The organism is Aeromicrobium choanae, assembly GCF_900167475.1.
Taxonomy (GTDB): domain Bacteria; phylum Actinomycetota; class Actinomycetes; order Propionibacteriales; family Nocardioidaceae; genus Aeromicrobium; species Aeromicrobium choanae.
The window spans coordinates 2842400-2854695 of the sequence record NZ_LT796768.1 but is presented as its reverse complement, the minus strand read 5'-3'; the positions used below and the strand labels follow the sequence as shown (position 1 = coordinate 2854695).

The window sequence follows — 12296 nt, the reverse complement described above, 5'->3', positions numbered from 1 at the left end:
CGACCTCCATGATCTCGACCCCGAACAACGACGCTGCGACTCTAGGGAAGACCTCACGGTCCGTTCAGCACGTGCGGTGAACGCGGTATGAACGTTGCGAGGCGCTTCGGCGAGAGTGCGACGATGGGTCCATGAGCCTCTCGATCACCGGCGACCCCACCGCCGACCAGCTGCTGACCGACGACCCCTTCGCCCTGCTCGTGGGCATGCTGCTGGACCAGCAGATCGCGATGGAGGCGGCGTTCTCCGGCCCCGCGAAGATCCTCGACCGGGTGGGCACGCTCGACCCCGCGGACCTCGCCGGGCAGGAGCCGGAGGCGTTCGAGGCGGTCTTCCGCCAGACCCCGGCCGTGCACCGCTACCCCGGCTCCATGGCCGGGCGGGTGCAGGCCCTCGCCGCGTCCGTGCGCGACGAGTGGGGCGGCGACGCGACCGCGATCTGGACCCAGGGCTCCCCCGACGGTCCCGAGGTCCTCAAGCGGCTCAAGGCGCTGCCGGGGTTCGGCGAGCAGAAGGCCAAGATCTTCCTCGCCCTGCTGGGCAAGCAGTACGGCTACGACGGCGCCGGCTGGCGCGAGGCGGCCGGCGACTACGGGCAGCCGGGCCACCGGAGCGTCGCCGACATCACGAGCCCTGAATCGCTCGTGAAGGTCCGCGAGTTCAAGCGCGAGCAGAAGGCCGCCGCGAAGGCCGCCAAGGGCAGCTGAGGGCTCAGGCGCCCTCGGCGTCCTCCCCGAGGGCCGAACCCTCGAGCCACTCGTCCCACGAACGGTTCCAGTCGGTCCAGCCGTTGCCCGGCTCGAGCCGGCGAGGGCTGCCCACATAGCTGACCACGTCGCCACGCTTGCTCTGCGCGAACACCCACGCCGCGTCCTTGGTGCTCATGCCGACACAGCCGTGGCTCACGTTGGCGTTGCCCTGGGCCGCGGCCGACCACGGCGCCGCGTGCAGGAACTCCCCCGAGTTCGTGACGCGCATCGCCCACTTCACGCCCTTGAGGTTGTAGTAGCCGGGGTCGTCGGAGTCCACGCCCGTGGTGGCGGCGTCCATGTCGATCGACCGGTGCTTCTCCATCACGACCTTGATGCCGTTGCGGCTGCGGTGGTCGGCGTCGCCCGTCGAGACCGGGATCGTGCGCACGTTCTTCCCGTTGATCTTCACCGTGGCCCGGTGCCGGCTCGTGTCCACGACGGTCATCACCGAACGGCCGACACGGAACTTCACGTGCTGGTCCTGCTGGCCGTAGACGCCGTTGCCCGCGTGCACGCTGTTGAGTCCGAGGTCGACCGAGACCTCGGTGCCCGGCTTCCAGTACTGCTTCGGCCGCCAGTGCGCGGTGTTGTTGCTGAGCCAGTACCAGCCGCCCGCGGTGGCCGGCTGGGCCGTGACCTTCATCCGCTTCTCGAACGCCGCGCGGTCGATGACCGGGACGTCGAAGCTCACGATCACGGGCATCCCGATGCCGACGGTCTCCCCCTCGAGGGGCGCGACCGCCGGGTACGTCTGCTCGTCGAGGGTCAGGGCGCGGGTGGTGAACCGCGAGATCGTGGTGACCGGCTTCCCGTCGTCGCCGGTGCCCAAGGCCTTCAGCACGTAGGACGTGGCGGGCTCGAGGAGACCGGATGCCGTCCAGCGCACTCCGTGGATCTCGCCGGGAACGGTCGACTTCCCGTCGTCGGAGGCCAGCGAGACATCCGCCAGCTGGCCGTCGAAGCCGTCGACGGTGACGACCGAGTCGACGGCAACGTCCGCGGCACCGTCGTCGACGCTCGCCGAGATGCTCAGCGGCGCCTTCTCCTCGACCTCGTCGGCCGGGCTCGCCGCTCCGCCGCCGGTGCACGACGCTGCCAGGACCATCACCGTCAGCAGGCCCACGGCCCGCGCTGCCCACGTACTCACGCCTGAAAGTCTAGGCAGACCGACCCACCCGCAGGACGACGAAACGCCCCCGGTGTCGAAACACCGGGGGCGTGGTCGTGCGGGGCGCGGCTCAGTGAGCGTGCGCGCCGCGGTAGTACTCGAAGAGCCAGCCGATCAGACAGATCGCGCCGAACGGCAGGGCCATGATGAACATCCACCAGCCGAAGACGACGCCGAGCACGAGCAGGCCGAACGACATCGCCGCGAACAGCGGCCACCAGCTGTAGGGCGGGAAGAAGCCGAGCTCGCCGGCACCCTCGAGGATCTCGCCGTCCTGGCGGTCCTCAGGACGCTCGGGGATCGCCTTGGCGACGAACCACAGGTAGAAGCTGATCATGAAGAACAGCAGCATCGCCATGACGAGCGCGACCGTGCCGGTGACCTCGTGCGCGACGGCCCAGTAGACCGGCGTCACGATGACGAAGAAGATGGCGCAGCTGAAGAACAGCCAGAATTCCTTGCGCATCGATCACTCACCAGCCTTCGGGTTGTTGCCGCCGAGCGCCTCGCGACGACCCTCGACATCGGGTGCGTCGGCCAGGGGCTTGTCCTCGTCGGGGTTCTGCGCCAGCTCGAGCTCGACCACGTCCGGGTGGTGCAGGTCGAACGCCGGGCTCTCCGAGCGGATCCGCGGCAGCGACACGAAGTTGTGACGCGGCGGCGGGCTGGAGGTGGCCCACTCGAGCGTGCGGCCCCAGCCCCACGGGTCGTCCTGGCGAACCAGGGGCGCCTTGCGGGACTTCCACACGTTGTAGAGGAACGGCAGCGTGGAGGCACCCAGCAGGAACGCACCGATCGTGGAGATCTCGTTCAGGCGGGTGAAGCCGTCGCCGGGCAGGTAGTCGGCGTAGCGACGCGGGAAGCCCTCGACACCCAGCCAGTGCTGCACCAGGAAGGTCAGGTGGAAGCCGACGAACAGCAGCCAGAAGTGGATCTTGCCCAGCTTCTCGTCGAGCATCCGGCCCGTGATCTTCGGCCACCAGTAGTAGTAGCCGGCGAACATCGCGAACACGACCGTGCCGAATACGACGTAGTGGAAGTGCGCCACCACGAAGTAGGTGTCGGACAGGTGGAAGTCCAGGGCCGGGGAGGCCAGGACGATGCCGGTCAGACCGCCGAAGAGGAAGGTCGTCAGGAAGCCCAGCGCGAACAGCAGCGGTGTGTCGAAGGAGACGGAGCCTCCCCACATCGTGCCGATCCAGTTGAAGAACTTCACACCGGTTGGCACGCCGATCAACAACGTCATGAAGCTGAAGAACGCCAGGTTCACCGCTCCGGTGACGAACATGTGGTGCGCCCACACCGCCGCCGAGAGGACGGCGATCGCCAGCGTCGCGCCGACCAGGCCGACGTAGCCGAAGACCGGCTTGCGGCTGAAGACCGGCAGGACTTCGGTGATGATGCCGAAGAACGGCAGGGCGATGATGTAGACCTCAGGGTGACCGAAGAACCAGAACAGGTGCTGGTACATGATCGGCCCACCCGTGGATGGGTCGAACACGTGCGCCCCGAGCATACGGTCGGCGCCCAGCGCGAGCAGCGCGGCGGCGAACACCGGGAAGACGATGATGATCAGGATGCTGGTGACCAGCGTGTTCCACACGAAGATCGGCATCCGGAACATCGTCATGCCGGGTGCGCGCATGCAGAAGATCGTGGTGATGAAGTTGACCGCGCCCAGGATCGTGCCCAGACCCGACATGTAGAGGCCCATGACCCACAGGTCGCCACCGACGCCGGGGCTGTGGATCGAGTCCGACAGCGGCAGGTAGGCGAACCAGCCGAAGCTGGCGGCGCCGCCGGGGACGATGAAGCCCGAGACGGCGATCAGCGAGCCGAACAGGTACAGCCAGTAGCTGAACATGTTCAGACGCGGGAACGCCACGTCGGGGGCGCCGATCTGCAGCGGCATGATCATGTTGCCGAACGCGAAGAACAACGGCGTCGCGAACATCAGCAGCATGATCGTGCCGTGCATCGTGAACAGCTGGTTGTACGTCTCGTCGCCGACGAACTGTCCACCCGGGCGAGCCAGCTCGGCGCGGATGATGAGCGCCAGGATGCCGCCGAAGATGAAGAAGAAGAACGTCGTCACGGCGTACATCTGACCGATGACCTTGTGGTCGGTGGTCGTCAGCAGCGTGAAGGCCTTCGTCCCGAAGGAGCGCTCCCGGACGCCGGTGCTGCTGCGCGCCTCGGGTGCGTCGAAGGTTGCGGTGGCCATCAGTCCTCCGGTTCGCTCTCGCCGCTGGCAGTGATGCCGGCGACGGTGTCAGCTGTCGTCGAGCCCTTCGGCGTGCCGATCTGTCCGGCAGCCTCGAGGTCGGCCAGGTGGGCCTCGTACTCGTCGGCGGACACGACCTTGACCTTGAACAGCATGCGGGTGTGGTAGACGCCGCACAGCTCGGCGCAGCGACCGGTGAAGGTGCCCTCGCGGTTCGGCGTCATGGTGAATGAGTTGTTGCCGTCCTTGCCGGGGATGTTGCCCGGGACGACGTCCATCTTGAAGTAGAACTCGGGGACCCAGAAGGAGTGGATGACGTCCGGCGAGATCAGCTCGAACTTCACCGACTCGTTCACGGGCAGCCACAGCTCGGGCAGGTTCGCGGTGTCGCCCTGGTCGAAGACCGGCTCACCGCCGGGGGCGCCCTCGAGGTAGTTGAACGTCCACTGCCACTTGCTGCCGACGACCTCGATCGTGTGGTCGGGGTTCTCGACCTCTTCGAGCTGGGCGTTCTGCGACTCCACGGTGTGGAAGAAGAACACGGCGACGATGATCACCGGCGCGATCGTGTAGAGCGCCTCCAGCGGCAGGTTGTAGCGCACCTGCACGGGGGCCGGGTCGTCGCTCTTCTTGCGGCGGTAGCGGACCGGCGCGTAGACGATCATGGCGAACACGAGCACGAAGACCACGAGGACCGCGATCCAGGTGCCCAGCCACAGGTTCCACATGTAGATGGATCGGTCCGATCCGGCCACAGGGAGGGCGAGTCGGTTCAGATCCGACTCGTCCAGGGGCGAGCAGCCGCCAAGCATGACAGCGGCCAGGGCGGTCAACACCGCCAGTTTCATCCGACCCACGGGGCGCCTTTCTCAGAAGATCTTGACCACACAGGGTTTTGAAGAACAGTAACGCAGGCGACCGGTCGCCCAGCGGGTTAGGTCAGCCTGACTTGACTACCGCGTCATGGCTGATCGAGAGGGCCTCGCCGATCTCGTCGCAGGCCTCGTCGCCGTACGTCGAGCGGACCCGGTCGAGGAACGCCGAGCGTTCCAGCAGGTACTCCTGGGTGCCGATCGTCTCGACGACACTGGCCGCGATCGTGCAGCCGACCTGGGCCGCCCGGTCGAGCGACAGGTCGGCCGCGATGCCGGCCATGAAGCCGGCGCGGAAGCTGTCGCCGACGCCCGTCGGGTCGACCGCGGTGACGCCCTCGATGGCGCCGATCTGGTGGCGGGTGCCGTCGGACTCGATCACGACGCAGCCGTCCTTGCCGTGGGTCACGACGCGCACGCCGACCCGCTCGGCGATGTCGGCGTCGCTCCAGCCGGTCTTCTTGGCGATCAGCGCCGCCTCGTAGTCGTTGCTGAAGAGGTACGCCGCGCCGTCGATGAGCTCGCGGATCAGCTCACCGCCCGCCCACGCCAGCTGCTGCGACGGGTCGGCGGCGAACGGGATGCCGAGCTCGCGGGCGGTGCGCGTGTGACGCAGCATGCCGTCGGGATCGTCGGGGCCGATGAGCAGCAGGTCGATCGGCTGCTGGGCGTGCAGGGCGGCGATGTCGATCTCGCGGGCCTGCGCCATGGCGCCGGGGTAGAACGTCACGATCTGGGCGTGCGCCTCGTCGGTCGTGATGGTGCACAGGGCGGTGTGCAGCGTGGGGTGGACCAGGACGGTCGAGGTGTCGACGCCGGCCTCCTGCAGCCACTCGCGGTAGCCCAGGTCGAAGTCGCGTCCGACAGCCGCCACGAGGGTGGGGTGCAGGCCCAGGCTGCCCAGCCCGAAGGCGATGTTGGCGGCGCATCCGCCGCGGCGGACGTCGAGGTCCTCGACCAGGAACGAGACCGCCAGCTTGTCCAGCTGGTCGGGCACGAGCGAGTCGGAGAACTTCCCGGCGAAGGTCTGCAGGTGGTCGGTGGCTACCGATCCGGCGATGGCAAGGTGCACGGCCGCCACGATAGGCGATCGGGGCACGCCTCCGGAAACCCGGTGGCGTGCCCCGATCGGCGTACGCGTTCTGGACGGCTGAGTCTGGACGGCTCAGTCCGCGTGACTCAGTGGAAGGAGTCGCCGCAGGCGCAGGAGCCGGTGGCCATCGGGTTGTCGATGGTGAAGCCCTGCTTCTCGATGGTGTCGACGAAGTCGATGGTGGCGCCGTGGAGGTACGGCAGGCTCATGCGGTCGACGACGACGTTGACGCCGTCGAACTCGCGGATCTCGTCACCGTCGAGCGTGCGCTCGTCGAAGAAGAGCTGGTAGCGCAGGCCCGAGCAACCGCCGGGCTGCACGGCGATGCGCAGCGCGAGGTCGTCGCGGCCTTCCTGCTCCAGCAGGCTCTTGACCTTGCCGGCCGCGCCGTCGCTGAGGCTGATCCCGTCGGCGGGCGTGGTTTCGGTGCTGGTCTGGTCCGTGGCGGTCATCGAGGCTCCTCGGTCTACGGATGGATCGTGCTACCGGGTGCAACGCGGCGCGATCCGTTTCGATTCCCATCGTACGCGGCCCATCGAGCCCGTCGAGCCGGCCGGGCTCTTTTCGCGCGTCGCGTCAGGCCGACCAGGACCGGGCGACCCGCGCGGCGAGGTCGGCCAGGTGCCGTCCTGGCTCGCGCAGGGCGGCGTCCTCCCCCACCCGGTCGACCACTGCGTAGGCCGACTCGACGCCGAGCGCCCGCATCTCGCGGCTGCCGACGTCGACCCGCCCGGCCAGCACGACACACGGCGTGGCGCCGGCCATCGCGATCGACGCGACACCGTGGACCACCTTCCCCGCACGGGAGGAGTAGTCGAAGGCCCCCTCCCCCGACACCACGAGGTCGGCGCCCTCCACCAGCTCGGCGAGGCCCGCCTCCCGGGCGACCAGCCCGATCCCCGACGTCACCTCGGCGCCCAGCACGAGCAGCGCGAAGCCCAGCCCGCCCGCGGCGCCGGCGCCCTTCTGGTCGGCGACGCGCCGCTCTGCGGGCGTGCTGCCGCACACGGCCTCGACGAGACGGTCGAGCCGGTGGTCCACCGTGAGGACCTGCTCGTCGCTGAGGCCCTTCTGGGGCCCGAAGGTGCGGGCGGCTCCGAACATGCCCAGCAGGGTGGTCTCCACGTCGGCGGCGATCACGAGCTCCACGCCGGTGAGCCGGTCGCGCACCGGGCCGAGGTCGACGCGTGTGACTCCGTCGAGCCCGGCGGGCCCGGCGTCCAGTGGGACGTCGGCCGTGGCCCCGAGGGCCGCGAGCAGTCCGGCGCCGCCGTCGCTGGTGGCGCTGCCGCCCAGGCCCACGACGATGCGGTGCGCTCCCCCGTCGACGGCCGCCGCGATGGCGCGGCCCACCCCCACGGTGGTGGCGTCCATCGGTCGCGGGTCGGGCACGAGGTGCAGGCCGCACGCCTGCGCGGACTCGAGATAGACCGTGTCCCCCACGACGAGCAGCCCGACGGGCGTGGGCTCACCCAGCGGCCCGGGGACGCTGACGACCTCGAGCCGCCCGTCCTCGCCGAACGCGTCCTGCAGGGCGTCGACGAAGCCCGGTCCCCCGTCGGCCATCGGCGCCTCGACGAGCTCGTCGTCCGGAGCGGTGCGCCGCCAGCCCTCGGCGATGGCGCGCGCCGCCTCGGGAGCGGTCAGGGTGCCCGCGAACTTGTCCGGCGCGATGACGATGCGCACGTCAGGCCGAGACGGCCTTCTCGGCTGCGGCGAGCAGCACGCAGGTCGCCAGACCCTCCATGGCCTGCGTCAGCTCCGCCATGGGCGGGAACGACGGCGCGATGCGGATGTTCCGGTCGCGGGGGTCCTTGCCGTAGGGGAACGAGGCACCCGCCGGGGTGAGCGAGATGCCGGCCTCCTTGGCCAGCCGCACGACGCGCGAGGCCGTGCCGTCGACCACGTCGAGGCTGACGAAGTAGCCGCCCTTGGGGGTGGTCCAGGTGGCGACGTCGTGCGGGCCGAGGCGCTCGGACAGGATCCTCAGGACGGCCTCGAACTTCGGGGCCAGGATCTCGCGGTGGCGCGCCATCAGGTCGAGCACGCCCTGCGGGCTGCCGAGGAACCGGGCGTGGCGCAGCTGGTTGACCTTGTCGGGACCGATCGTGCGCACGGCCGTGTGGGACAGGTACCACGCGACGTTGTCGGGCGAGCCCGCGAGGAAGCTGACGCCCGAGCCGGCGAGGGTGATCTTGGACGTGGACGCGAACATCAGCGGCCGGTCGGGGTGACCGGCGGCCGAGCACAGCCCGACGATGTCGGCGGACTTCACGTGCTGGTCGGTCAGGTCGTGCACCGCGTAGGCGTTGTCCCAGAAGATCCGGAAGTCGCCGGCCGCCGTGTCCAGCGACGCGAGCTCGGCGGCGACCTGCTCGCTGACGACGGCGCCGGTGGGGTTCGCGTAGGTGGGCACGATCCAGATGCCCTTGACCGCCGGGTCGGCGACGTGCTCGCGGACCGCGGCCATGTCGGGCCCGTCCTCGAGCATCGCGACCGGGATCATCTCGATGCCGAGGTGCTCGCAGATGGCGAAGTGGCGGTCGTAGCCCGGCGAGGGGCACAGGAACTTGACCGGCCCGTCCTTCCAGGGCGATCCGCCCGGCGTGCCGTGCAGCATCGCGAAGACGATCGAGTCGTGCATCATCGACAGGCTCGCGTTGTTGCCGGCGACCAGCTGGTCGACCGGCACGCCCAGCAGCTCGGCGAAGATCGCGCGGAGCTCGGCCAGTCCGGTGCCGCCCCCGTAGTTGCGCACGTCGACGCCGTCGGACACGTGATCCTCCACCGGCGTGGTGAGCAGTCCCTCGGAGAGGTCCAACTGGTCCGCCGAGGGCTTTCCACGCGTGATGTCGAGCTTCAGGCCCGCCTGCTGGAGGTCGGCGTACGCCTGCTGCTGCTCGGCCAGGAAGGCGTCGAGCTGGTCACGGGAGAGGGAGTCGAGGGTCACGGTCCCAAGGTATCGCGCACGGGTGGTCGGTCAGTCCCGGCATCGCGGGAGGACGCGCTGCCCTAGCATCGGGCCCATGATGGGGGACGAGGGCGGCCGCCTGCGCCGATGGCTGCGGCAGGTGTCGCGCACGATGACGCTGCGCCAGGTGCTCGCGGCGCTGGCCGCCGTGGTGGTGCTGGCCTCGGGCCTGTTCGGCGGCCTGGCCACGGCGGAGACCACCGGCCCGGCCGCGCTGGAGCCCGGCGAGGAGATCCACGCCGAGCCGTTCGACCTCACGGTCGACCGCGTGCGCTGGTCCACCGACCTCGGCCTCGACGAGGAGGTCCGCGGACGCTACCTCGCGGTCGTCGCGACGCTCGAGAACACCTCCGACCACCCCGTGTACACCGGCACGCTCCGCGACACGATCCGCCTGCGCGGACTCGACGGCCTCTACTCCGGGCTGAGCGGTGACGAGACCGGGGCCAGCGAGGACGCTCGGCCGCAGGTGCTCGTGATGACCGACGGCTCACCGCTCAGCGCCGCCGCGCCGGGACTGGAGTACGAGGTCGCGTTCGTCTGGGAGCAGACCGAGTCCGAGCCGCTGCCCGCGGAGGCCACCGTCGAGGTCTCGCAGTGGACCTGGCGCCGCAGCACCCTCGACGACCAGTTCATGTGGTTCGACCCGACACCGACGCACGAGGGGACCTTCGACGTCGAGCGGGGGCGCGAGTCGTGAGCCGGCTCGGACTGCGCCGGCCGCCCGCCACCGCCGGCGTCCTGGTCGTGCTCGCCCTGGTCCTGGGGCAGTGGCTCCACCAGCAGCTGCCCGAGCGGGCCCAGTCCTCACGTCCCTACGAGGTCGAGGTCGGGGTCGGCGAGACCGCCGAGCTGCGTAGCGGCGACCTCGAGGTGCTGTCCGTCGACGGCGCGTCCTCGGTGGCGCCGCAGGGCGGGTCGGTGCTGGTCTCCCCCGGCGTCTTCGTCGCGGTCGAGTTCACGTTCACGCCACGCGGCGAGTCCTCCGACCTCACGTACGCCGCGCTGCGGGACAACGACGGTCGCGTGCTGCCGTTCTTCGGCTCCAGCGGCCGCAGCTCGATCAGCTGCACGGGCCGTCTGGTCGACCGTCCCACGCGGTGCCTCGCGGTGGCGGAGGCCGATCCCGCGACGCTGCCGGGCGCGGTCGTCGCCCTCGCCCCGAACGGCACCGACGAGCGATGGGACTCCATGGCGCTCGTGGACCTCGACGTCGACGCGGCCGACGTGACGGCGTGGATGGCGCGCAGCGAGCCCCTCGATCTCCCCGAGGCCGGCGTCATGACGCGGACGGAGGCGCCGTGAGCACGATCGAGCACCGCCGCACGTGGTGGCAGCGCAACCGGTGGGGTCTCGTGGCCCTGCCCGTCGCGCTCGTCCTGGCCCTCGCCGCGGGCAGCTCGCGCCTGCACGACTACTGGTGGACGCGCGGCTTCCACTCCCCCGCCCCGGTGACCTCCAGCCAGGCACATCTCGTCGACGAGTACGACGACGGCCACCTGCGCTACCCGATCGAGGCCCGCTACGCGGTGGACGCGTTCGAGCCGGCCGACGACATCGCCCTGTTCACCGGCGACCCGCTGCCCGACGGCGTGCGGGCGTGGCGGCTGAGGCTCGACGTGAGCGCCGACCCGGACGTCTCGCTGGTGGGCTGCACGGTCGCGGTCGTCGACGCCGAGGGCAACCTCCACGGCGAGTCCGACTCGGCGCTGAGCATCGACGGTCCGCAGTTCTCCTCCTGCGTGCCGGGTGACACCCCGGGGCCGCAAGCCACGTTCGGCAGCACGGAGCAGCCCGGCCTCCGCGAGGGCGACGATCCACGCCCTGCGGAGTTCACGACCGACACCGTCTTCGTCCTGCCCGAGGAGGCCGAGCCCGCTGCGGTGCGGCTCTGGTACTTCCTGCCCCGCTACGTCGAGCTGCCGGTCGACGGCTCCGCCGCCTGACCCGCGGCCTCCTGCTCCCTGCGGCGCTGGTTGCCCAGGATCCGGCCGATGGCGGCGGCCAGCAGGCCGGCCAGGATGACGTACTCGATCGCCGAGGCGGTGATGTCGAGCCATGGCGAGAACGCCAGGGCCGTGTCGCGGTCGCGCGGACCGAGCACGAGGCGCCAGAGCTCGTTCACGAGGGCGTTCGCCTGGTCGGCGATGACGAACACGAGGCAGAACATCACCATCGGCACGAGCCCGCCGAGGGCCAGCACGCGGAAGCCGTCGCGCAGGCCGCTGAAGCGGCCGCGGAAGTCCGAGGTCGCCTCGCCGGCCCAGCGCTTCACCACGGCCGGGGTGCGCGAGCCCACGGCCGCGATCGGACGCACGCGGCCGAACCGCGACGTGCGCTGCTTGGGCGGCGGCGGGGCGATGCTGCGCCCGAAGACCACGGCGGCCACGGTGAGCCACGCGAGCGGGACCAGAACCACGTCGTCGGCGTTGTCGATGAACGTCCCGATCCACCCGACGGCCGTGGCGATCGGGTCGCCGATCGGGCCGAGGAAGTCGATGAGGTCGGCCCACGTGTCCTGCACCCAGTGGACGAAGCGCCGCTCGGTGATCCACTGCCAGATCTCGTCCTGGAAGGTCGAGAACGAGACGCCCAGCGTGACGATCCAGAGCGTCTCCACGTAGGCCGCGGCGAAGGCGAGCGGGCGGCTGCGCGCCGGCAGGTTGAAGCGGTCGAACGCGAAGCGCAGCACCAGCGCGATGACCACGATCGCCGCGAGCATCCAGCCGGTGGCGATCGCGGTGCGGTCGATGTTGGCCGCCTCGCCGTAGACCGCGCCGGCGCTGCCGTAGATCTCGTCGTAGGTGGCCTCGTTGACGTAGGCGCGCACGTCGGCCTTGAGCAGGCCCTGCGCGGCGTACACCGTCAGGAAGGGCAGCAGCGCTCCCGCCAGCACCCCGAGCCACCCGCCGCCCTGCGCGCCCGCGGCGGGATCGGACGTGTCGGCGACCAGCACCGTGACGGAGGTGGAGACGACGAGCAGCATCGCGATGATCGCCACGAGGCTCGACAGCGGCGCGAGCGGGACCACGAGGCCGGCGAGGGTGGAGTGCTCCTCGCTCAGCGCGACGGCGAGCCACAGGAAGCCGTAACGGCCCGCGGCGCCCAGCAGGTAGATCGTGACCAGCACGGGCCAGTGCGCGCCGACGAGCCGGAAGCCCTGCCACACCACGGCGATCGCGTCGCGCAGCACGCTCCTCAGCTCCCCCATGGGCG

13 protein-coding genes are annotated in these 12296 nt (G+C 70.3%); 4 read left to right on the top strand and 9 right to left on the bottom strand.

Annotation, left to right across the window (positions count from 1 at the left end; genetic code table 11):
• The first annotated feature begins 131 nt into the window (after window positions 1–131).
• On the top strand, window positions 132–707 hold the full coding sequence (locus B5D60_RS13810) for an HhH-GPD-type base excision DNA repair protein (RefSeq protein ID WP_078700696.1): 576 nt from the start codon (window positions 132–134) through the stop codon (window positions 705–707).
• A gap of 4 nt (window positions 708–711) precedes the next feature.
• Here the strand turns inward: B5D60_RS13810 and B5D60_RS13805 are convergent, their stop codons facing one another.
• The 8 genes from B5D60_RS13805 to B5D60_RS13770 all read right to left on the bottom strand — a co-directional run bounded on the left by B5D60_RS13805 (window position 712) and on the right by B5D60_RS13770 (window position 9059).
• The gene (locus tag B5D60_RS13805) at window positions 712–1899 is read right to left on the bottom strand and encodes a L,D-transpeptidase (protein WP_153303028.1); all 1188 of its coding nucleotides are present in this window, start codon (window positions 1897–1899) and stop codon (window positions 712–714) included.
• A gap of 91 nt (window positions 1900–1990) precedes the next feature.
• Entirely contained in the window at window positions 1991–2386 is a 396-nt protein-coding gene (locus tag B5D60_RS13800) for a cytochrome c oxidase subunit 4 (protein ID WP_078700695.1), read from the bottom strand.
• 3 nt (window positions 2387–2389) lie between these two features.
• The gene (gene ctaD / locus B5D60_RS13795; protein WP_078700694.1) at window positions 2390–4144 is read right to left on the bottom strand and encodes an aa3-type cytochrome oxidase subunit I; all 1755 of its coding nucleotides are present in this window, start codon (window positions 4142–4144) and stop codon (window positions 2390–2392) included.
• Window positions 4144–4992, bottom strand: coding sequence for an aa3-type cytochrome oxidase subunit II (ctaC, locus tag B5D60_RS13790; protein ID WP_172806415.1), 849 nt, complete (start codon window positions 4990–4992; stop codon window positions 4144–4146). The genes ctaD and ctaC overlap by 1 nt, the downstream gene beginning before the upstream one ends.
• 91 nt (window positions 4993–5083) lie before the next feature.
• A complete protein-coding gene (locus tag B5D60_RS13785) occupies window positions 5084–6088 on the bottom strand; it encodes a carbohydrate kinase family protein (protein ID WP_078701448.1) in 1005 nt (334 codons plus the stop codon).
• Window positions 6089–6195: 107 nt separating this feature from the next.
• The gene (locus B5D60_RS13780; protein WP_078700693.1) at window positions 6196–6561 is read right to left on the bottom strand and encodes a HesB/IscA family protein; all 366 of its coding nucleotides are present in this window, start codon (window positions 6559–6561) and stop codon (window positions 6196–6198) included.
• 124 nt (window positions 6562–6685) lie between these two features.
• Entirely contained in the window at window positions 6686–7795 is a 1110-nt protein-coding gene (locus B5D60_RS13775) for a glycerate kinase family protein (RefSeq protein WP_078700692.1), read from the bottom strand.
• A 1-nt stretch (window position 7796) separates the two neighbouring features.
• Window positions 7797–9059 carry an aminotransferase class I/II-fold pyridoxal phosphate-dependent enzyme gene (locus tag B5D60_RS13770; RefSeq protein WP_078700691.1) on the bottom strand — a complete coding sequence of 421 codons (1263 nt, stop codon included), beginning with the start codon at window positions 9057–9059 and terminating at the stop codon, window positions 7797–7799.
• Window positions 9060–9135: 76 nt separating this feature from the next.
• On the opposite strand from B5D60_RS13770, the gene B5D60_RS13765 reads away from it, so the two are divergent.
• The 3 genes from B5D60_RS13765 to B5D60_RS13755 are packed head-to-tail and all read left to right on the top strand — an operon-like array spanning window position 9136 to window position 11026.
• Window positions 9136–9780 (top strand): hypothetical protein, encoded by a 645-nt coding sequence (locus tag B5D60_RS13765; RefSeq protein ID WP_078700690.1) that lies wholly within the window; start codon window positions 9136–9138, stop codon window positions 9778–9780.
• Entirely contained in the window at window positions 9777–10385 is a 609-nt protein-coding gene (locus tag B5D60_RS13760) for a hypothetical protein (RefSeq protein WP_078700689.1), read from the top strand. Before B5D60_RS13765 ends, B5D60_RS13760 begins: the two co-directional genes overlap by 4 nt.
• The gene (locus tag B5D60_RS13755; RefSeq protein WP_078700688.1) at window positions 10382–11026 is read left to right on the top strand and encodes a hypothetical protein; all 645 of its coding nucleotides are present in this window, start codon (window positions 10382–10384) and stop codon (window positions 11024–11026) included. Before B5D60_RS13760 ends, B5D60_RS13755 begins: the two co-directional genes overlap by 4 nt.
• Here the strand turns inward: B5D60_RS13755 and B5D60_RS13750 are convergent.
• Window positions 10990–12291, bottom strand: coding sequence for a hypothetical protein (locus B5D60_RS13750; RefSeq protein WP_078700687.1), 1302 nt, complete (start codon window positions 12289–12291; stop codon window positions 10990–10992). The two genes, B5D60_RS13755 and B5D60_RS13750, sit on opposite strands and share 37 nt — an antisense overlap.
• Between the last annotated feature and the right edge of the window lie 5 nt (window positions 12292–12296).